Raw genomic sequence first — 21,257 nt, forward strand, 5'->3', positions numbered from 1 at the left:
ATGCGCCGATGAAAGCCACCCTGCGCCAGCGCCTCGACGCCTTCGTCGAGCGCTTCGAGGAGCTTTCCGCCCTGCTGGCGGAGCCCGAGGTGATCAGCGACCAGACCCGCTTCCGCGACTACTCGCGGGAATATGCCGAGCTCGACTCCCTGGTGGAGGCCTGGCGCGAGTATCGCGCCGTGGAGGCCGACATCGCCTCCGCCGAGCAGCTCCTCGGCGATGCCGATGCCGAGATGCGCGAGCTGGCCGAGCTCGAGCGGGACGAGGGGCGCGACAGGCTGGAGGCCCTCGAGGTCCGGCTCAAGCAGCTGCTGGTGCCCAGGGATCCCGACGATCGGCGCAACGTCTTCCTCGAGATCCGCGCTGGCACCGGCGGCGACGAGGCGGCGCTGTTCGCCGGTGACCTCTTTCGCATGTACTCGCGCTATGCCGAGCAGCACGGCTGGAAGGTGGAGGTGGTCAGTGCCAGCCATGGCGAGCAGGGCGGCTACAAGGAGATCATCTCCCGGGTCAGGGGCGAGGGGGTCTATGCCCGGCTCAAGTTCGAGTCCGGCGCCCACCGGGTGCAGCGCGTGCCGGCCACCGAGTCCCAGGGGCGCATCCACACCTCCGCCTGCACGGTGGCGGTGATGCCCGAGGCCGACGAGGTGGGCGACATCGATATCGACCCGAACGACCTGCGGGTGGACACCTTCCGCTCCAGCGGTGCCGGCGGCCAGCACGTCAACACCACCGACTCCGCGATCCGCATTACCCACCTGCCCAGCGGCGTGGTGGTGGAGTGCCAGGAGGAGCGCAGCCAGCACAAGAACCGCGCCAAGGCGATGTCGCTGCTCGCCGCCCGGCTCAAGCAGAGCGCCGTGGCCAGCCAGCAGCAGCAGCAGGCCGATGCCCGGCGCTCCCTGGTGGGTTCGGGCGATCGCAGCGAACGCATCCGCACCTACAACTTCCCCCAGGGCCGGGTCACCGACCACCGCATCAATCTGACGCTCTACAAGCTCGCCGAGGTGGTCAGCGGCGAACGGCTCGACGACGTGATCGAGCCGTTGATCCACGAGTACCAGGCCGAGCAGCTGGCAGCCCTCCAGCAGGACGCCGGATGACCCTCGACGCCCTGCTGGCACGGGCCGCCCGACGCCTCGTTGATGCCGGATCACCGAGCGCGCGGCTCGATGCCGAGGTGCTGCTCTGTCACGTGCTGGGCGTCGATCGCACCTGGCTCTACACCTGGGGCGACCGCGAGGCGCCGACCCTCGTGCGGGCCCGCTTCGAGGCGCTCCTGGCGGCTCGCGCCGCCGGCCAGCCGGTGGCCTACCTGACTGGCGAGCGCGAGTTCTGGGGGCTGCGGCTTGCCACCTCGCCGCACACCCTGATTCCCCGCCCTGATACCGAGCGGCTGGTCGAGGCGGCCTTTGCGCATGGCGCGTCGCCGCGGGGCCGCTTGCTGGACCTCGGCACCGGCACCGGGGCCATCGCCCTGGCCTTCGCCAGCGAGCGGCCCGGCTGGTCGGTGGTGGGCATCGACCAGAGCCCGGAGGCGGTGACCCTGGCTCGGCACAATGCCGAGCGGCTCGCCATCGCCAACGTCGACTTCCGGGCGGGAGACTGGTTCGCGCCGCTGATCGACCAGAACGGCGGCGAGCCCTTCGACCTCATCGTCTCGAACCCGCCCTACATCGCCGAGGATGACCCACACCTGCGGAAGGGGGACCTGCGCTTCGAGCCGTACAGCGCCCTGGTGGCGGCCGAGCAGGGGCTGGCCGATCTGCGTCACCTGGTGGACGAGGCCCGGGGCCACCTGCTGCCCGGCGGCTGGCTGCTGCTCGAGCATGGCCATGGCCAGGGGGCCGCGGTGCGCGACGCCCTCGCCACGGCCGGCTATGGGCAGGTCGCGACGCTTCGCGACCTCGGTGGCCACGACAGGGTCAGCCTGGGGCGACACGTTGAGGGCGGGACTGGAGGGGGGCGGTCGTGATGTGGTACATCTTGGTCAGAAAAAAACGCCACGTCTCGTCGCCTTTGCATTCGTGAAACCCACCGGGGTGCCATTGGTGGGGTGATTTTCAGGTGATCGTGCTGTCGCGACGACGTGAACTGCCCATTCCTATCGGCACGCCCACGACCATGAAAGCCAAGACCCGCTCGCTCGACCGCATCGACCTAAAGATCCTGCGCTGCCTGCAGGAGAACGCCCGCATCTCCTATGTCGACCTGGCCTCCCGGGTCGGGCTCTCGACCACCCCTTGCCTGGAGCGCGTCAAGCGCCTGGAGCGCGCCGGCATCATCCGCGGCTACAAGGCGCTGCTCGATCCCCGGGCGCTCAAGGCCAACCTGCTGGTGTTCGTCGAGATCAGCCTGGAGACCCAGTCGCCGGCGGTGTTCGACGAGTTCCGTCGCGCCGTGGCCAAGCTGCCGCAGATCCAGGAGTGCCACCTGGTCTCGGGGCAGTTCGACTACATCCTCAAGTGCCGGATTCCCGAGATGTCCGCTTACCGCCAGCTGCTCGGCGACGTGGTGCTCACCCTGCCCGGGGTAAAGGAGTCCAAGAGCTATGTGGTCATGGAGGAGGTGAAGGAGGACTTCAGCCTCCATGTGCCCGACATCGAGGAGTTCGAGGAGAAGTGAGTCCCGCGATGGATGACCAGGCCCTGCTGCGCTATAGCCGCCAGATCATGCTCGACCAGGTCGACATCGACGGCCAGGAGCGGCTGCTGGCCGGCCACGCCCTGGTGGTCGGCGCCGGCGGGCTGGGCTCGCCGGTGGCCCTCTATCTGGCGGCCGCGGGCCTGGGCCGGCTGACCCTGGCCGATGCCGACGAGGTCGAGCTCTCCAACCTGCAGCGCCAGATCGCCCATGCCACCGCCGACCTCGGTCGCAACAAGGCCGAGTCGGCCCGGGAGGCGGCGCTCGCCCTCAACCCCGGCTGCACGATCCGGGCGATCACCGCGCATCTCGACGGCGCGGCGCTGGCGCGGGCGGTCGCCGAGGCGGACGTGGTGCTCGACTGCACCGACCGCTTCTCCAGCCGCTATGCCATCAACGCCGCCTGCCGCGATGCGCGGGTGCCGCTGGTCTCCGGGGCGGCGATCCGCTTCTCCGGCCAGTTGGCGGTGTTCGATGCCCGCGACCCCGACTCGCCTTGCTATGCCTGCCTCTATCCGCCTGGGGGAGGGGAGAGTGAGGAGGGCGACGAGGCGCTCAGCTGCGCCGAGAGCGGCGTGGTGGCCCCCCTGGTGGGGCTGATCGGCAGCTTCCAGGCCCTGGAGGCGATCAAGCTGGTCAGCGGCGCCGGCACGCCCCACCGCGGGCTCTCCACCTTCGACGGCCTCGGCGGCCAGTGGCGCCACTTCCGGGTGCCCCGCGACCCCGCCTGTCCGGTCTGCGGCCCGGCCTGAGGAGGGGCCCATGAGCGACCACCCGATGGCCCCCCTGGGCCAGGTCAGCGACTTCGACGTCCGCCTGATCCGCGTCTTCAAGGCGGTGGTGGAGTGCGGCGGCTTCTCCGCCGCCGAGGGGGTGCTCGGCGTCGGCCGCTCGGCCATCAGCCTGCACATGAACGACCTGGAGCGTCGCCTGGGGCTGCGGCTATGCCAGCGAGGCCGCGGCGGCTTCTCGCTCACCGAGGAGGGGCGTCAGGTGTACGAGGCTGGGCTCACCCTGCTGGCCTCCCTGGAGACCTTTCGCACCGAGGTGAACGGGCTGCACGAGAGCCTGCGGGGCGAGCTCAACATCGGCATCACCGACAACCTGGTCAGCATGCCCGAGATGCACATCACCCATGCGCTGGCCGAGCTCAAGGCGCGGGGCCCGGAGGTACGCATCAATATCGCCATGGAGGCGCCCGACAGCATCGCCCGGGGCGTGGTGGACGGCCGACTGCACGTGGGAGTCGTGCCCGAGGTCAACCTGCCGTCGAGCCTGGCGAGCGAAGCGCTCTACGACGAGCGCTCCCTGCTCTACTGTGCGGACAGCCATCCGCTCTTCGCCGAGGCGGTGACGGACCCGCAGCGCCTGGCGGCCCACGAGGCGGTGGTGCCCGGCTACCCGCTGCCGGAAGCCGCCCGGGCGGCCCATGCGCGGCTGCACGGGGCCGCCACGGCATCGGATCGCGAGGGCGCGGCCTTCCTGATCCTCACCGGCTGCTACATCGGCTACCTGCCCGACCACCTGGCGGCGCCCTGGGTGGCGGCCGGCCGGCTGAGGGCCCTCTGCCCCGATAGCTGCCACTACCGCATCCCCCTGGTGGCGATCACCCAGCGCGACCGGCGTCCCCATCGCGTACTGGAGGCCTTCCTGGCCGCACTCGGCTAGGCGCCGATGCGCGTCACGCCAGCCGGTCCAGGGCCGTGGCCACGGCATCGAACAGCCGCTCGAGCTCCGTCTCCGTGCTGGCGAAGGGCGGGCCGAACTGCAGGGTGTCGCCGCCATAGCGCACGTAGAACCCCGCCTCCCAGAGCGCGAGGTGGGCGTCCCGGGGACGGACGGTCGGATCACCGTCGCGGGGCGCGAGCTGCAGGGCCCCGGCCAGTCCGTGGTTGCGGATATCCACCACGTGCGGGCGGCCCCTGAGGGCGTGGAGCTTCTCCTCGAACGCCGGGGCGATGGCCCGCACCTGCGCTGGGAAGTCCTCGCGCTCGAAGAGGTCCAGCGTCGCCAGTGCTGCGGCGCACGCCACGGGATGGGCGCTGTAGGTATAGCCGTGGGGGAACTCGATGGCGTGCGTCGGCCCGCCACCCGCCATGAAGGTGTCGAAGATCTCCCGGGAGGCGATCACGGCCCCCATGGGCACCGCGCCATTGGTGAGCTGCTTGGCCACGTTCATGATGTCCGGGGTGACCCCGAAGGCCTCGGCCCCGGTGCGCGCACCGGCGCGGCCGAAGGCGGTGATCACCTCGTCGAAGATCAGCAGGATATCGTGGGCGGAGCAGATCTCGCGCAGCCGTTCGAGGTAGCCCCTCGGCGGCACGATGACCCCGGCCGAACCGGACATGGGCTCGACGATCACCGCGGCGATGCTGGAGGCATCGTGCAGGGCGATCTGGTCGAGCAGGGCGTCGGCGAGCTCCGCCCCGCTGTCGGCCTGGCCGCGGGTGAAGGTGAGGGCCGGCTGGAGGGTGTGGGGCAGGTGGGTGACGTCCAGCAGCTGGCCGTAGTGCTTGCGGTTGCCGCCGATCCCGCCGAGGCTGGTGCCGCCCACGTTGACGCCGTGGTAGCCCTTGGCGCGGCCGATCAGCCGGGTCTTCTCCGGACGCCCCTGGAGGCGCCAGTAGGCACGCGCCATCTTCACCGCGGTGTCGGCGGACTCTGAGCCGGAGTCGGTGAAGAAGACGTGGTCTAGCCCCGGCGGGGTCAGCGCCGCCACCCGTTCGGCCAGCTCGAAGGCCAGCGGGTGGGCGACCTGGAAGCCCGGGGCGTAGTCCAGCCGGCCCAGCTGGGCCGCCACCGCCTGCTGCATCTCGGCGCGGTTGTGGCCGGCGCCGCAGGTCCAGAGTCCGGAAAGCGAGTCGAACAGTCGCCGGCCGCGGTCGTCGATGAAGTAGCGTCCCTCGGCGGCGGTGATCATCCGCGGATGGGCATGAAAGTCGCGGTTGGCGCTGAACGGCATCCAGTAGTGGTGGTTGAGCGGGCTGGATCCCTTGCCGTTCTCGACGGCATGGGGGGCAGGAGCGGTAGACGCCGTCATGGGGGTCTCCTCGGTCGGGGCGTGGTCCTCACTGGAGGATGGGGGTAGCGTCGAGCCGATAAAAGGCTCTCCTGCTGACCCTTGCGTGAGTGAACCCTGACGTGAAGGCAGGGCCCTTTCGTGGTGTCGCCCGGGTGAGTGATGGTGATTACTTGACGAGATCTTCCCGGATTTCCGGGTGCCCGTCTATCCCTCTCCCGTCCGTGGTCTTCGTTTTTTCCTTTTTTAAACAGGTTTATACGACGGAGTTGGGGTGTGTCCTTCCGATATCCTGTGGAGCCTGGGGATCTTCAAGGTATTAAATACTTGACAGGTGTTGCGGTGCTGGTGTCAAACTGAGGTGGCCAGTCCGGGCGCTTTCACCGGGCGGGTGATCCAACAACAACCAGCGCACCGCGCATCACAGACAGGTGTCTCGCATGACCACCCCGCCACCGCTGGCGCCGCCCGCCTCCTGGTATCGCGATTCCATCGCCGTCGAGCTCGGTGACTGTCCCCCGCTCGAGGGCGAGGTGCGGGCCAATGTCTGCGTGGTCGGCGGCGGGATCACCGGCTGCTCGGCGGCACTGCACCTGGCCGAGCGGGGATACTCGGTGGTGCTGCTGGAGGCCGGGGAGATCGGGCACGGCGCCTCCGGGCGCAGCGGGGGCCAGATCCTTCCAGGGCTGGGCACCGACATCACCACCGTGGAGAAGGCCCTGGGCCGGGAGCGGGCCCGGGATATCTGGGAGATGAGCCGCGAGGCGGTGCGGCTGACCGCCGAGCTGGTCGAGCGACACGCGATCCCCTGCGAGCTGGCCTGGGGCTACCTGCATGCCGCGGTCAAGCAGCGCCATGTGCGCGAGCTCGAGGCGTTCCGCGAGCGCATGGCGCGCGACTACGGCTACCCGGCGCTCACCATGCTCCAGGGGGAGGCACTGCGCGAGCACGTGGTGACCGATGCCTACCCGGCGGCCCTGCATGATGCCGAGGGCGGCCACCTGCACCCCCTCAACTATACGCTGGGCCTGGCCCGGGCGGCCCGCCACGCCGGAGTGGCGATTCACGAGCGAAGTGCCGCCGTGGAGGTCCGCCACGGCCAGCCGGCCAGCGTGATCACCGCCAGCGGCCGAGTCACCGCCGACTTCGTGGTGCTGGGCACCAACGCCTACCAGGCAGGCCTGATGCCCGAACTCTCCGGTCGCATCATGCGCGCCGCCAACTACATGATCGCCACCGAGCCGCTCTCGGCCGAGCGGGCGGCCCGGGTACTGCCCCGCAATGATGCCCTGTCTGATGCCAACTTCGTGCTCGACTACTATCGGCTCTCCGCCGACCGGCGCCTGATCTATGGCGGCGAGGTCAGCTACGATGGCCGTGAACCGCGGGGCCTCGAGGCGCGCATGGATGCCAAGATCGCGCGGATCTTTCCGGTGCTCAAGGGCGTGCGCATCGACTACCGCTGGGGCGGGGACGTGGCCATTACCCTCGATCGAGCGCCGGACTTCGGCCGGCTGGGCCGCAACGTCTACTACGCCCAGGGCTACTCCGGGCATGGCATGGCCCTGTCGGGGCTGGCCGGCAAGCTGCTGGCCGAGGCCATCGCCGGCCAGAGCGAACGCTTCGACGTCTTTGCCGCCATGCCCCATCGTCACTTCCCGGGCGGGCGGGCGATGCGCAAGCCGCTGCTGGTGCTGGCCACCAACTTCTACAAACTGCGGGACCGGCTATGAACCGGGCCATCGAGAACCGAGAGGGCACCCCCATGAGCGACACCATCACGGCGGAAGCCATCGAGTCACCGGGCACGCGACCGGCCGGGGAGGCGACGCAGGGCGAGGCGGCCCGCGAGGCCTCTTCCATCGAGATGCGGGGCCTGCACAAGCGCTTCGGCCGCGACACCGTGGCGCTGGACGGCGTCGACCTCACCATCGAGGCCGGCGAATTCTTTACCCTGCTCGGCCCCTCGGGCTGTGGCAAGACCACCCTGCTGCGCATCCTCGCCGGCCTCGAGGAGGCCGACGACGGCCGCCTGGCGATCGGCGGCAAGGACATCACCGAGGTGCCGCCCCACAAGCGCAGCGTCAATACCGTCTTCCAGTCCTATGCGCTCTTCCCCCATCTCTCGGTGCGCGAGAACCTGGCCTTCGGGCTCAAGATGCGCGGCCTACCCCCGGAGGAGCGCGAGGCCCGGGTGGCGAAGATCGCCGAGTTCATCAAGCTGGGCGATCTGGTGGACCGCCGCGTCGACCAGCTCTCCGGTGGCCAGCGCCAGCGGATCGCCCTGGCCCGCGCCCTGGTCAACGAGCCCGACGTGCTGCTGCTCGACGAGCCACTCTCGGCACTGGACGCCGGCCTGCGCAGCCAGCTGCAGGTGGAGCTCTTGCGGGTCCAGAAGCGCCTCGGCATGACCTTCGTGTTCGTCACCCATGACCAGCAGGAAGCCATGGTGATGTCCGACCGCATCGCCGTGCTCAACGGCGGGGTGATCCAGCAGGTGGGCCCGCCCCGCGAGGTCTACGAGCGTCCGGCCAACGCCTTCGTCGCCCGCTTCATGGGCCACGACAACCTCTATCCGGTCACCGCCCGCCAGGGGGCGCGTCTGAGCACGCCGATCGGCGAACTCACCGCCGAGAACCCGGGGGAGGGCGGGCTGCTGCTGATCCGTCCCGAGACCCTGGACCTGCTGCCCGGTGAGGTGGCGGGCGACAACCACCTGCCGGCCGTGGTGAGCGAGCGGCTCTACCGAGGCAGCCATGCCGAGTATCGCCTCGAGATCGGGACCAGCACCCTGCAGGCGACCCTCAACAACCGCGGCCGGCACCTGCCCGAGGTGGGCCATCGGGTAACGGTATCGGTGGCCCCCGAAGACCTGGTCACCCTGAGCGAGTGAGGAGACGCACATGGCCTACACCGGCGTAATGCCCTCCGCCCGCAGCCGCGGTATGGTGCGCGAGGCACGGCACCTGCTGTTCACCGTGGCCCCCGGGGCGACCTGGATCGTGATCTTCCTGGTGCTGCCCAGCGCCTACCTGATGAGCGTGGCCTTCATGACCAACGGCTCCTATGGCCTGCCGGAGTTGCCGCTGTCGCTGGAGTCGTTCCGGCGCCTGGCCGGTTTCGGCTTCCTGGGCTGGAGCCCCGGCAACCTCTACACCCTATTGCGCTCCCTGTGGCAGACGCTGGTCTCCACCGGGCTGGTGGTGATCGTCGCCTACCCCATCGCCTACTACATCAGCACCTGCCGCGCCAAATGGCGGCCGATCATGCTGCTGCTGGTGGTGGTGCCGAGCTGGACCAACCAGGTGATCCGCACCTTCGGCTGGATGAACCTGCTGGCGCCGGGCACCCCGCTCTCCGAGCTCGCCGAGGCGCTGGGCCTGATCAGCGCCAACATGGGGCTCTACCCCTCGAACTTCGCGGTGACCCTGGGCCTGGTCTACAACTTCCTGCCGTTCATGGTGTTGCCGCTCTATGCCGCCTTCGAGAAGCTCGACACCGCCCAGGTGGAGGCCGCCCAGGACCTCTTCGCCTCGCCGATCCGCGCCTTCTGGCACGCCGTCTTCCCCCAGACCCTGCCAGGGCTCTTGGCCGGCATCGTGCTGGTGGCGATCCCCGCCTTCGGCATGTACGTGATCCCCGAACTGCTCGGCGGCGGCAAGGGCATGATGCTCGGCAACCTGGTGGCCAACCAGTTCGCCGGCGGGGCCAACTGGCCGCTGGGGGCGGCCGGCGCGATCCTGATGCTGATCGCCACCTTCATCGGGCTGTACGCCATGCGTCGCATCGGCAGGCGCCTGGGTGGCGGCGAGGAGGTGGTGATATGAGAAAGCGCACGCTCAAGCGCGGCCTGACAGGCTTCTGGTGGTTCACCCTGGCCTTCCTCTACCTGCCGCTCGCCGTGGTGGTGCTGTTCTCCTTCAATGCCTCCAACAGTGCGGCCACCTTCACCGGCATCTCGCTGCGCTGGTATGGCCGCCTGATGGGCAACGAGGAGATCCTCTCGGCCTTCGCCAACAGCATGATCCTGGCCATCACCTCCTCGGTGATCGCGCTGGGGATCGGCTGCCTGATCGGCTACGGCATGTATCGCCATCGTCACCGCAAGCTGGGCTGGCTGATCGTGCTGATCTACCTGCCCATCGTGCTGCCGGACATCGTCTTCGGCATCTCGGAGATGGCCTTCTTCGTGCAGATCCATCGCCTCACCGGGCTGCTGCAGCCGGGCCTGGTGACCATGATCATCGCCCACGTCACCTTCCAGATCCCCTTCGTGGCGCTGATCGTCTACTCGCGCTTCGTGGGCCTGGACCCGACGCTCTTTGAGGCCGCCAAGGACCTCTATGCCTCGCCGACCAAGCGGGTCGTGCACTTCATGCTCCCGACCATCAAGCCCGCGTTGATCTCGGCCTTCTTCCTCTCCTTTACGCTGTCGGTGGATGACTTCGTGATCAGCTTCTTCACCGCGGGACCGGAGAGCGCGACCCTGCCCATCTACATCTGGGGGGCGATCAAGAAGGGGGTATCGCCAGAGATCAACGCCATCGCCACACTGATGATCGGTGCGGTGGCCATCGCCGCCATCATCAGCCTGGTGTTCAGCCGTCGCCGGCAGGCATGAGCCGGCCAACCCTTCCCTAGGGGAAACGAGGAGAGTCCGAGATGACAATCAACAAGACCGCACTTGCCCTGTCCGTCGGCGCCGCGCTGCTGGCCGGCAGCGTCCAGGCCCAGGAGAACAAGCTCTATCTGTTCAACTGGACCGAGTACATGGACCCCGAGATCATCGAGGCCTTCGAGGAGAAGTACGACGTCGACGTCGTGCAGAACTACTTCAACTCGCTGCCCGAGATGTTCGCCAAGCTCAATGCCGGCGGGGTCTCGCAGTACGACATCATCGTGCCGTCCAACTACTATGTGCCGCGGCTGATCCAGACCGGCCTGGTGCAGAAGCTCGACAAGTCGAAGCTCGACAACCTCGACAACGTCATGGAGCAGTTCCAGGACCCGGCCTACGACCCGGGGGCCGAGTACAGCGCGCCCTATCAGTGGGGCACCACCGGCATCGTCTACAACACCGAGACCTTTCCGGATGCGCCCAAGAGCTGGTCGCTGCTGTTCGACCCCGAGGTCAATCCCGACCATCCCTTCGCCCTGATGGGTGACGGCCAGGTCAGCATGGGCGGCGCCTGCGCCTTCCTGGGCCACGGCTATGACTGCACCGACATGAACGCCTGGAAGGAGGCCGCCCGGCTGCTCATCGACACCAAGGGGCGCGACACCTTCAGCGGCTTCTCCGACGGCACGCCGGCGCTGCAGCAGCTGGCCCGCGGCGTCACCCACGTGGGGCTCTCCTACAACGGCGACTACCTCTTCTTCAAGGACGAGGACCCGGAGACCTTCGAGACCCTGGACTTCATGATCCCCGACGAGGGCGCCGAGATGTGGGTGGATGCGATGCTGATCCCCTCCGAGGCCCCCAACCCTGACATGGCCCACAAGTTCATCGACTTCATCCTCGATGCCGAGGTCGGCGCCCAGCTCTCCAACTACAACTACTACGCCAGCCCCAATGCGGCCGCCGAGCCCCACCTGGACGCGGTGCTGACCGAGCCGCCCGTCCAGCCCAGCGAGGCGGACATGGAGCGACTGCGTTTCACCCCCAGCCTGGAAGGCGACGCCCTGCAGACCTTCCAGCAGCTCTGGTCCGAGGTCCAGTCTCGCTGAGCGCAGGGCCCCCGGCATCGGGCCGGGGGCTCGCCATCCCGAGCAAGGAAATTCCCCATGAGTAACCGACAGGAGCAGCCGCTCCTCAACGACTGGTTCCAGAATCACGGCATCACCGAGGTGGAGTGCCTGGTCAGCGACCTGACCGGCATCCTCAAGGGCAAGATCATGCCCGCCGGCAAGTATCTCAACGGCGGCCGTCCGCGGCTGCCCGACTCGATCTTCATCCAGACCGTCACCGGCGGCTATCCCGACGACGAGGACATCCGCTTCTGGAATCCCGCCGAACGGGACATGGAGCTGGTGCCCGACGCGAACGCCGTCTACCTGGTGCCCTGGGCCGAGGACCCCACGGCGCAGATCATCCATGACTGCTTCTACCTCACCGGCGAGCCGGTGGAGCTGGCACCGCGCTACGTGCTCAAGCGGGTGCTGGAGCTCTACGCCGCCCGCGGCTGGACACCGGTGATCGCCCCGGAGGTGGAATTCTACCTGGTCAAGACCAATACCGACTCCGACTATCCCCTGGAGCCGCCCATCGGCCGCACCGGCCGCCAGGAGAGCAGCCGCCAGTCGTTCTCCATCGATGCGGTCAACGAGTTCGACCCGCTGTTCGAGGAGATGTACGACTACTGCGAGGCCATGAACCTGGACCTCGACACCCTGATCCACGAGGAGGGGGCCGGCCAGATGGAGGTCAACTTCCAGCACGGCGATCCCCTCTGCCTGGCCGATCAGGTGGTGATGTTCAAGCGCACCCTGCGCGAGACCGCGCTGCGCCACGGCATGTATGCCACCTTCATGGCCAAGCCCATGGCCAACGAGCCGGGCAGCTCGATGCACATCCACCAGAGCCTGCTCGACGCCAAGGACGGGCACAACGTCTTCGCCGACGCGGACGGCCGGCCCAGCAAGCTGTTCCACCACTTCCTCGGTGGCCTGCAGCGCTACCTGCCCTCGGTGATGCCGCTGCTGGCGCCCAACGTCAACTCCTACCGCCGGCTGATGCGCACCGAGACCAGCGGTTCGGCACCGATCAACGTGGAGTGGGGGATGGACAACCGCACCGTGGGGCTGCGTGTGCCGGTCTCCCCCCCCGAAGCGACGCGGGTCGAGAACCGCCTGGCGGGTGCGGATGCCAATCCCTACCTGGTGATGGCGGCGTCGCTGGCCTGCGGCTATCTGGGCCTGATGGGACGCCTCGAGCCGCGACCGCCGATGGTGGGGTCCGCCTGGTCTGGCGGCAACAAGCTGCCCGACGACATCGGCCCGGCCCTGGACCTGCTGCACGACTGCCAGCCCCTGGCCGACATCCTCGGCGAGCGCTTCATCCACAGCTACCTGGCGGTCAAGCGCGCCGAGCATCGCGCCTACTTCCAGGTGATCAGCTCCTGGGAACGCGAGCACCTGCTGTTGCGGGTATAGTGCGCTGAGGGGCACCGGCCCCACACCAAAGTAATCCATCAGGGAGGGGACGACATGCTGCTGCGACAGTGGGCCCGGCTGGCGGGCCTGGGCCTGATGGCCGTCAGCCTGGCGGCGACGGCCGAGGAGGGCAAGCTCCGACTGTTCAACTGGTCGGACTACATGGACCCGGCGATCATCGACGACTTCGAGACGGAAACGGGCATCGAGGTGGTGCAGAACTACTACAACTCGAACGCCGAGCTCTTCTCCAAGCTCACCGCCGGGGGCGATGCCCAGTACGACCTGATCGTGCCCTCGGACTACTTCGTGCCGCGGCTGATCGACGCCGGCCTGATCCAGCCGCTGGCCGCCGAGGGCGAGGGGCTCGAGGGGCACGACAATATCCTCGCGGAGTTCCGCGCGCCGAGCTACGACCCCGAGGGTGACTACACCGTGCCCTACCTGTGGGGCGTGACCGGGGTGGTCTACAACCGCGAGACCTGGCCGGCGCCCGAGCCCAGCTGGGGGCTGCTCTACGACCCCGAGGTCAACGCCGACTATCCCTTTGCGCTGCTCAAGGGCGATGCCCAGTTCACCTTCGGTACCCTCTGCGCCTTCCAGGGCCAGGGCTTCGACTGCGTCGGCGAGAAACCCTGGGTGGAGGCGGCCCGGGGGGTGATCGAGACCCGCCAGCGGGACAACTTCGTCGGCTTCGTGGATGCCACGGCGGCCATCGAGCAGGTGGCCAACGGGGTGATCCATGCCGGCATCGCCTACAACGGCGACCTGGCCGGCAAGCGTGCCGAGGACCCCGAGACCTACGGCAAGCTGGGCTTCTTCATTCCCGAGGAGGGCTCCCAGCGCTGGGTGGACGTCCTGGCGATCCCGGCGCGCGCCCCGAACCCGGACGCCGCCAGGGCCTTCATCGAGTACCTGCTGCACCCAGAGGTGGCCGCCCGACTGGCCGACTACAACTTCTACACCACCCCCAATGAGGCGGCCCTACCGCTCGTCGATGATGCCCTGCGCGAACCGCCGGTGATGCCGGATGCCGCCGCCCGAGAGCGGCTGCATTTCACCCCCTCGGTGAGCGGCGAGGAGCTCGAGCTGCTCCAGGAGCTGTGGAGCGAGGCACGCAGTCGCTGATCCCGGCACCCCGTGCCCCGGTGCCGCCGGAGGGGGAACCCCCTCCGGCGGCCTTTTTTTCTGGTGATTATCCCATGGCGGTTCATTGCCATTGTCGGGATGCTCCGCCTAACATGGGGTGTTGATGTTGAATAAAATTGCCAACAGGGGGTTCCATGTCTGTTCCATTCGAGCGCGATCACGCCGCGTCCTGGTACGCTGCCACCGCCAACGCCGCGCCCGAGCGTGCCGCCCTCGAGGGCGAGGTGGGCTGTGACGTCTGTGTGGTGGGGGCGGGGTTTACCGGCATCTCCGCCGCCCTGCACCTGGCCGAGCGCGGCTTGTCGGTGGTGGTGCTGGAGGCGGTAAGGGTCGGCTATGGCGCCTCGGGTCGCAACGGCGGCCAGATCGTCAACAGCTACAGTCGCGACATGGACGTCATCGAGGAGAAGTACGGCGCCGATACTGCCCGCGCCCTGGGCGACATGGCCTTCGAGGGCAACCGCATCATCCGCGAGCGGGTCGAGCGCTACGCCATCGACTGCGACCTCAAGGACGGCAACCTCTTCGCCGCCTGCAACGCCAGGCAGATGCAGGGGCTGCGCGAGCACAAGGCGCTCTGGGAGCGCTACGGCTATCGGGAGCTCGAGCTGCTGGAGGGGGAGGCCGTGAAGCGCGAGGTCAACACCGAGCGCTACACCGGCGCCCTGGTGGACCATGGCGGCGGCCACCTGCACCCGCTCAACCTGGTGTTGGGCCAGGCGGCCGCCATCGAGTCGCTGGGCGGGCGTATCTTCGAGTATTCGCCGGTCACCGGCGTGGAGCACGGCGAACCGGTGGTGGTGCGCACCGCCGGCGGCCGCGTGCGGGCCGATCGGGTGGTGATGGCCGGCAATGCCTACCTCAAGGGCGTGCTGCCCGAGATCGAGGGGAAGTCGATGCCCTGTGGCACCCAGATCGTCACCACCGAGCCGCTGGGCGAGGCGCGGGCCCGCGCCCTCATCCCCAACGGCCTGGCGGTGGAGGACTGCAACTACCTGCTGGACTACTTCCGCCTCACCGCCGACAACCGGCTGCTCTATGGCGGTGGCGTCAACTACGGCGGCAGCGACCCGGCCGACATCGCGGGCGTCATTCGGCCCAAGATGCTCACGACCTTCCCGTCGCTCGACGACGTCAAGGTGGACTACGCTTGGAGCGGCACCTTCCTGATGACGCTCAACCGCCTGCCGCAGTTCGGGGTGGTCAACGACAACGTCTACTATGCCCAGGGCTACTCGGGGCACGGCGTCACCTGTACCCACCTGGCCGGGCGGCTGATCGCCGAGGTGATGACGGGACGCGAGGAACGCTTCGATGCCTTCGCCGGCCTGCCCCACCTGCCGTTTCCTGGCGGCCGACTGCTGCGGGTGCCGCTGTCGGCCATCGGCGCCTGGTACTACGCCACCCGCGATCGCCTGGGCCTCTAGGAAACACTGATTTATTGCTGCGCTCGATATCTTGGCCGACGGCGGTGCGCGAAATCCTCACCTAGTACCGCATAGGCTCCGGTTTCTGTGCTCCGGCGGCGGCCAACCTCTCTTCGCTCGCGACATAAATCAGCTGTTCCCTAGCCTCAGTAGAGGCCGACCGTCTCGCCATCCTCGTCGATATCGAGCCGTGTGGCGGCCGGCGAGGGGCCGAGCCCGGGCAGGGTGCGGATGTCGCCGGCCAGGGCATAGACGAAGCCGGCGCCGGCGGAGAGGCGCACCTCGCGCACCGGCAGCCGCCAGCCGGTCGGGGCACCGAGCCGGCTGGCATCGTGGGAGAGCGACATATGTGTCTTGGCGATGCACACCGGAAACGTTCCGTACCCCTGGTGCTGCCAGGTCTCCAGTCGCTCGCGGACCCCCGGGGCGAAGTCGACCCCCTCGGCGCCGTAGAGGCGTGTGGCGATGCGCTCGATCTTCACCGCCAGCGCCATCTCGGCGGGGTAGAGGAAGCGGAAGCCGCTCCCGGCCTCGTCGGCTTCGTCGATCGTCTCGACCAGGGCCTGTGCCAGGCCCAGGGCGCCCTCGCCGCCGTCGCGCACATGGGTGGAGACCTCGGCGCGCACGCCCACCGAGGCGCATAGCTCGCGGATGGCGGCATGCTCGGTGGCATGGTCTCCGGGGAAGGCGTTGATCGCCACCACGGGCGTGAGGCCATGGGCACGCACGTTGTCGATCTGCTTGAGCAGGTTGGCCCCCCCTTCCCGGACCTCGTCGGGGGACTCCCCCAGCAGCGAGGCGGGCAGCGGCTGGCCGGGCACCACCCGGTGACGGCCGCTGTGGTACTTCAGGGCGCGTACCGTGACCACCAGCACTGCAGCGTCCGGGACGAGGCCCGAGGCCCGGCACTTGATGTTGAAGAAGCGCTCGGCGCCCATGTCGGCACCGAAGCCCGCCTCGGTCACCAGGAAGTCGCCGGCGTGCAGGCCGATGCGGTCGGCGACGATCGAGGAGTTGCCGTGGGCTATGTTGCCGAAGGGCCCGGCATGGATCAGCGCCGGGCCGTGTTCCAGGGTCTGCATCAGGTTGGGCTTGAGCGCCTCCTTGAGCAGCACCGTCATGGCGCCGGCGGCGCCGATCTGCTCGGCGGTGACCGGCTCGCCGTCGCGGTCCAGCCCCACGATCAGCCGGCCCAGGCGCCGGCGCAGGTCGGCCAGGGAGTCGGCCAGCGCCAGCACCGCCATCACCTCCGAGGCGGCGGTGATCTCGAAGCCGCCCTGGCGGGGAAGCCCGTCGCCCCGTCCGCCGAGGCCCAGGACCAGGTGCCGCAGGGCGCGGTCGTTGAGGTCGATGACGCGCTGCCAGCGCACCTCGCGGGGATCCAGCTCGGGCTCGAGGCGGTGGTGCAGGTGATTGTCGACCATGGCCGCCAGCAGGTTGTGGGCCGCCCCCACCGCATGGATGTCGCCGGTGAGGTGCAGGTTGATGCGCTCCATGGGCAGCACCTGGCTGTAGCCGCCGCCGGTGGCGCCCCCCTTCAGGCCCAGGGTGGGGCCCATGGAGGGCTGGCGCAGGGCCACGCTGGCGGTGTGGCCGAGGCGCTGCAGCCCCTGCACCAGCCCGATGGCGGTGGTGGTCTTGCCCTCGCCGGGCGGGGTGGGGGTCATCGAGGTGACCACCACGTACCGCCCCCGCGGGCGCTCGGCCAGGGGCATCATGGCCGCCAGGTCGAGCTTGGCGATGCCACGGCCGTAGGGCTCCACCCCCTCGCCGGGCAGGCCCAGGCGGTGGGCGATTTCCTCGATGGGCCAGAGACGCACCGCGCGGGCGATGCTCAGGTTGTCGGCGGGTCGGGACGGGGCCAGTTCGGTCGCTTGGGGGGCCATCAGCGTCTCTCCTCTTGGACGTTGGCGGGTCATGCGTCGCGTTCCGTTCAGTATCGTGCGCCTAGCGCGACGCTTTTGCCTGCCGACGTCAGCGGCCTTGGGCGCAGCGACACCCGGCCCGCCACTCCGGCCTTGCCGACGGTCGAAGGGATGGGCTATCCCTGATGACAACGTCGCCGCGACCGTGCGCCGGCGAGGGGAAGGAGGCATGATGGAGGTTCCCGTACCGGCGAAGGACCACTATGACATCGGCTTCCTGCTGCTGTCCGGGTTCTCGCAGCTCGCCTTCTCCGCGGCGCTGGAGCCGCTGCGCATGGCCAACCATCTGGCCGACCGTGCCCTCTATACCTGGCACCTGGTGAGCCGCGATGGCGCCGCGGTGAAGGCGAGCAGCGGCCTGCCCACGGCGGTGGATCAGGCGCTGGAGCCCATGCTGCAACTCGACCTGCTGCTGGTGTGCGGCGGGGTGGATGTGCAGGCGCACTGCGATCGCGCGACGCTCACCTGGCTCAGGCGCCTGGCCGAACGGCGCATCCCCCTGGGCGCCGTGTGCACCGGGGGCTATGTGCTGGCCCGGGCGGGGCTACTCGACGGCTATCGCTGCACCCTGCACTGGGAGCATATCGGCAGCCTCCACGAGGCGCGACGCTTCCCCGAGGTGACCTTCACCTCCCAGCTCTTCGTCATGGATCGCGACCGCTACACCTGCTCGGGCGGCATTGCCCCCCTGGACATGATGCTCAACCTGATCGGCCGCCAGCAGGGGCTGGCACTGGCCGAGGCGATTGCCGAGGAGTTCATCCACGAGCGCATCCGCGGCGTGGGCGACCGCCAGCGCAGCCCGCTGAGGGTGCGCCTGGGCCACAGCCATCCCAAGCTGGAGGAGGTGGCCACCCTGATGGAGGCCAACCTCCAGGAGCCCTTGGCCCTTGACGAGCTGGCCAGTTATGCCGGCCTGTCGCGGCGCCAGCTGGAGCGCCTCTTCCAGCGCTACGTGGGCTGTTCGCCGCTCAAGTACTACCTGGAGCTGCGCCTGGCTCGGGCGCGTCTGCTGCTGCAGCAGACACGGATGCCGATCACCGAGGTGGCACTGGCCTGCGGCTTCGTCTCGCCGCCCCACTTCACCAAGTGCTACCACGACCACTTCGGCCACTCGCCGAGCGGCGAGCGCAAGCGCCGGCAGCAGCGTCAGGCCGAGCTGGAAACGCCGGACGACCGGGTGCCGGGGAGCTGAGGCCTCAGCCTCGCGGCCGGGCGTTCTCCGGATCATAGAGGGCCCGATAGCCGACGGCCGCCACCCGCATCGGGAAGTGCTCGGCGAAGTACTCCAGCAGCAGGGGTCGCCCCTCCTCGGCGTGGTCGGCGGGCAGGTAGGCCAGGGCGATGTTGCGTCCAAGCGAGGGGCCATAGGCGATGCTGGTCACGTAGGAGCGCCGGCCCAGGGCGTCCACCGGCACCTCGCCGCTCTCGGGGTCGAGCAGCGGCGACTGGCCGACCGGGAAGCGCGGGGTGCCGGCGGCGTCGTGGTGTGCCTCCATGACCAGGGTGCAGAGCGTGGCCGGCTGGCGCTCGCGGCCTCGCTGTTCCAGGTAGACCGCCTTGCCGTGGAAGTCCGCGGCCTTGACCCTCGGCCGCGCCAGGCCCGCTTCGACGAGGTTGTAGTCGGTGAGCAGGTCGACGTTCTGCAGCCGCAGGCTCTTCTCCAGGCGGCGGCTGTTGGCGTAGGTCTCGATGCCCACCGGCGTCACCCCGGCGTCATACAGTCGGTCCCAGAGCGCCAGGCCGTAGCTGAAGGGCACATAGAGCTCCCAGCCCTGCTCGCCGACATAGGAGATGCGGAAGGCCCACACCGGCAATCCCTGCACGCGGATCTCGCGGGCGGTGGCGAAGGGGAAGCGGGCGTCGTCCAGGCCCTCGGGGTCGTCGGCCAGGGCCTGCAGGGTGCGCCGGGCGTTGGGGCCCCACAGGCCCAGGGTGGCCAGGGCGTCGCTGCGATCCTCCAGGTGCCAGCGGGTCAGCCCGGCCGCCTCGGCGCGGCGGGTGATCCACATCAGGTCGCGGTGGCCGGTGTCGCCGCCGCAGATCACCCGCCAGGCGTCCGTGGCCAGGCGCACGATGGTGAGATCCGAGTGGACGCCGCCGGCGGCATCGAGGAAGTGGGTATAGACCCCCTTGCCGACGGTGGTGTCGCCGCCCACCCGGGCCACCGAGAGCCACTCCAGCAGCGCCTCGGCATCGCGGCCCGAAATGTCGTAGATGGCGAAGTGGGAGAGGTTGATCATGCCCACGTCGTCGGAGAGCGCCAGGTGCTCGGCATTGGACACCCGCCAGAAGTGGCGGGCGTCCCACTCCGCCGGGCGCTCGGGTACGTGCTCGGCATAGCGCTCCAGCAGTGCCTCGTTGGCGGCGTAGCCGTGGGCGCGCTCCCAGCCGGCGGCCTCCATGAAGAAGCCGCCGAGCTCCTTCTCGCGCGGCCAGAAGGGACCGCGGCGCAGGTCGCGGCCGCTCTCGAAGGGTTCGCGGGGGTGCACCGGCGGGTCGTAGATCTTGCGGGCGATCTCCCGGCAGCGGCCCTGGACGTGATGGGGTGTCTTCTGCACCGGGTAGAAGCGCGCGATGTCGATGCCGCAGGGGTCGGGCTCGGCGCGGCCGTGGGTCAGCCAGTCGGCCAGTAGCTTGCCCATGCCGGGGCCGTCTTTGACCCAGACGGCCTCGCAGAACCACAGGCCGCGGGTCTCCGGCGACTCGCCCACCAGGGAGCCGCCGTCCGAGGTGACCGAGAGCAGGCCGTTGAAGGAGTGTTTCTCGTCCCAGCCCAGCTCGCCGAGAACGGGGGCGAGGTCGATGGCCCGCTCGAAGGCCTCGGCCACCTGATCCAGCTCCAGGTCGCGCATGGAGGGCGAGAGGCGCGCCCGGTCGCGCTCGAGGATGGCGCGAGGGGCCACCAGCCGCGGTTCGCGGGACTCGTAGTAGCCCCACTCCAGCTGGCCGCCCTCGGTGCTGGTCGGGTCGCCGGTATCGCGCATGTAGGCGGAGTTGCCCTGGTCGCGGAGCAGCGGATAGCCGATCTCCTTGCCGGTGCCGGCGAAGGTGTCGAAGGGGCCGAAGAACAGCAGCGGATGCTCCACCGGCATCAGCGGCAGGGCCGCCCCGCCCATGGCGGCGGGGATCGGGCCCCAGATGCCCGAGGTGACGATCACCCGCGGGGTGGCAACGTAGCCCCTGGGCGTCTCGACGCCGCATACCCGGCCGTCCCGGACGTCGATATCCAGCGCCGGGGTCTCGGCGAAGGCGCGCAGCCGGCCGCCCGTCACGGCGCGTTCGATCAGTTCGCCGGCCACCCGCTGGGAGCGCGGGATCACCAGGCCGGCGTCGGGATCCCACATGCCGCCCAGCACCCGGTCGCGGTCGAGCAGCGGGAAGCGTGCCACCACCTCGTCGGCGTCCACCATGCGCACGTTGGTGCCGAACGCCTTGCCCGAGGCGACCTTGCGCTGGAGCTCGGCCAGCCGCGCCTCGTCGCCGACCCGGGCGATCTCCAGGCCGCCGACCTTGTGGTAGTGGCCGAGCGCCTCGTAGAAGCGCTGGCTATAGGTGGTCGTGTAGCAGGAGAGCCGGTCGTGGGAGGTCATGAAGCAGAAGTCGGAGGCGTGAGCAGTGGAGCCGATGTCCGACGGGATGGCGGATTTCTCGAGGCCCACCAGGTTCGTCCAGCCCTGCTCGATCAGGTGATGAGCCACCGAGGCGCCGACGATGCCGCCCAGGCCGATGATCACCACGTCTGCCTGTGAGGGGAGTGCCGCCATGATCGTCCTCCTCAGTCCGAGGGTTTCCCCGCAGGATAAGGCAGGCCCCGAGAGGCACGCTGTCCCGCGGCGACGCCCCCTTGCCTGGCGGCGACAGGCCGCGGCCGGCCCTGTCGCCCACGCCAAAGAGCTCGACGCCCACAGCGAGATGGGCGGTCGGCCCAGGGGCTAGTGT

General features: G+C 69.2%; 17 protein-coding genes. 14 read left to right on the plus strand and 3 right to left on the minus strand.

The window, feature by feature from the left end; translation table 11 throughout:
* Positions 1 to 8: 8 nt before the first annotated feature.
* The 5 genes from prfA to QLQ83_RS01200 all read left to right on the plus strand — a co-directional run bounded on the left by prfA (position 9) and on the right by QLQ83_RS01200 (position 4,311).
* Positions 9 to 1,103 (plus strand): peptide chain release factor 1, encoded by a 1,095-nt coding sequence (prfA, locus tag QLQ83_RS01180; RefSeq protein ID WP_282733745.1) that lies wholly within the window; start codon positions 9 to 11, stop codon positions 1,101 to 1,103.
* Positions 1,100 to 1,975, plus strand: coding sequence for a peptide chain release factor N(5)-glutamine methyltransferase (gene prmC / locus QLQ83_RS01185; RefSeq protein WP_282733746.1), 876 nt, complete (start codon positions 1,100 to 1,102; stop codon positions 1,973 to 1,975). The genes prfA and prmC overlap by 4 nt, the downstream gene beginning before the upstream one ends.
* Before the next feature lie 149 nt (positions 1,976 to 2,124).
* On the plus strand, positions 2,125 to 2,625 hold the full coding sequence (locus QLQ83_RS01190) for an Lrp/AsnC ligand binding domain-containing protein (protein ID WP_282733747.1): 501 nt from the start codon (positions 2,125 to 2,127) through the stop codon (positions 2,623 to 2,625).
* Positions 2,626 to 2,633: 8 nt separating this feature from the next.
* Positions 2,634 to 3,395 (plus strand): HesA/MoeB/ThiF family protein, encoded by a 762-nt coding sequence (locus QLQ83_RS01195; RefSeq protein ID WP_282733748.1) that lies wholly within the window; start codon positions 2,634 to 2,636, stop codon positions 3,393 to 3,395.
* A gap of 25 nt (positions 3,396 to 3,420) precedes the next feature.
* Entirely contained in the window at positions 3,421 to 4,311 is an 891-nt protein-coding gene (locus QLQ83_RS01200; protein ID WP_282733816.1) for a LysR family transcriptional regulator, read from the plus strand.
* A gap of 13 nt (positions 4,312 to 4,324) precedes the next feature.
* Here QLQ83_RS01200 and aptA read toward each other — a convergent pair whose 3' ends face one another.
* A complete protein-coding gene (aptA, locus tag QLQ83_RS01205; protein ID WP_282733749.1) occupies positions 4,325 to 5,683 on the minus strand; it encodes an omega-aminotransferase AptA in 1,359 nt (452 codons plus the stop codon).
* A gap of 419 nt (positions 5,684 to 6,102) precedes the next feature.
* Here aptA and QLQ83_RS01210 point away from each other — a divergent pair, with 419 nt between their 5' ends.
* The 8 genes from QLQ83_RS01210 (at position 6,103) to QLQ83_RS01245 (ending at position 15,390) form a co-directional block, all read left to right on the plus strand.
* Positions 6,103 to 7,395 (plus strand): NAD(P)/FAD-dependent oxidoreductase, encoded by a 1,293-nt coding sequence (locus QLQ83_RS01210; RefSeq protein ID WP_282733750.1) that lies wholly within the window; start codon positions 6,103 to 6,105, stop codon positions 7,393 to 7,395.
* A gap of 32 nt (positions 7,396 to 7,427) precedes the next feature.
* The gene (locus QLQ83_RS01215; protein WP_282733751.1) at positions 7,428 to 8,555 is read left to right on the plus strand and encodes an ABC transporter ATP-binding protein; all 1,128 of its coding nucleotides are present in this window, start codon (positions 7,428 to 7,430) and stop codon (positions 8,553 to 8,555) included.
* A gap of 10 nt (positions 8,556 to 8,565) precedes the next feature.
* Complete coding sequence (locus QLQ83_RS01220) at positions 8,566 to 9,489, plus strand: ABC transporter permease (RefSeq protein ID WP_282733752.1); 924 nt, start codon at positions 8,566 to 8,568, stop codon at positions 9,487 to 9,489.
* The gene (locus QLQ83_RS01225) at positions 9,486 to 10,283 is read left to right on the plus strand and encodes an ABC transporter permease (protein ID WP_282733753.1); all 798 of its coding nucleotides are present in this window, start codon (positions 9,486 to 9,488) and stop codon (positions 10,281 to 10,283) included. The genes QLQ83_RS01220 and QLQ83_RS01225 overlap by 4 nt, the downstream gene beginning before the upstream one ends.
* A gap of 41 nt (positions 10,284 to 10,324) precedes the next feature.
* Positions 10,325 to 11,389, plus strand: a complete 1,065-nt coding sequence (locus QLQ83_RS01230) for an ABC transporter substrate-binding protein (RefSeq protein WP_282733754.1) — start codon at positions 10,325 to 10,327, stop codon at positions 11,387 to 11,389.
* Between the two features lie 57 nt (positions 11,390 to 11,446).
* Entirely contained in the window at positions 11,447 to 12,814 is a 1,368-nt protein-coding gene (locus QLQ83_RS01235; RefSeq protein ID WP_282733755.1) for a glutamine synthetase family protein, read from the plus strand.
* Positions 12,815 to 12,868: 54 nt separating this feature from the next.
* Entirely contained in the window at positions 12,869 to 13,942 is a 1,074-nt protein-coding gene (locus QLQ83_RS01240) for an ABC transporter substrate-binding protein (protein ID WP_282733756.1), read from the plus strand.
* Between the two features lie 155 nt (positions 13,943 to 14,097).
* On the plus strand, positions 14,098 to 15,390 hold the full coding sequence (locus tag QLQ83_RS01245) for an NAD(P)/FAD-dependent oxidoreductase (protein ID WP_282733757.1): 1,293 nt from the start codon (positions 14,098 to 14,100) through the stop codon (positions 15,388 to 15,390).
* Between the two features lie 146 nt (positions 15,391 to 15,536).
* On the opposite strand, the gene QLQ83_RS01250 is transcribed toward QLQ83_RS01245, so the two are convergent.
* Positions 15,537 to 17,276: a formate--tetrahydrofolate ligase gene (locus tag QLQ83_RS01250; protein ID WP_282733758.1), complete on the minus strand. Its 1,740-nt coding sequence runs from the start codon at positions 17,274 to 17,276 to the stop codon at positions 15,537 to 15,539.
* 208 nt (positions 17,277 to 17,484) lie between these two features.
* Here QLQ83_RS01250 and QLQ83_RS01255 point away from each other — a divergent pair, with 208 nt between their 5' ends.
* Positions 17,485 to 18,510: a GlxA family transcriptional regulator gene (locus QLQ83_RS01255; RefSeq protein ID WP_282733759.1), complete on the plus strand. Its 1,026-nt coding sequence runs from the start codon at positions 17,485 to 17,487 to the stop codon at positions 18,508 to 18,510.
* A gap of 4 nt (positions 18,511 to 18,514) precedes the next feature.
* Here QLQ83_RS01255 and QLQ83_RS01260 read toward each other — a convergent pair whose 3' ends face one another.
* Complete coding sequence (locus QLQ83_RS01260; protein ID WP_282733760.1) at positions 18,515 to 21,082, minus strand: GcvT family protein; 2,568 nt, start codon at positions 21,080 to 21,082, stop codon at positions 18,515 to 18,517.
* Between the last annotated feature and the right edge of the window lie 175 nt (positions 21,083 to 21,257).

This window comes from Halomonas rhizosphaerae (genome assembly GCF_030010555.1).
Lineage (GTDB): Bacteria > Pseudomonadota > Gammaproteobacteria > Pseudomonadales > Halomonadaceae > Halomonas > Halomonas rhizosphaerae.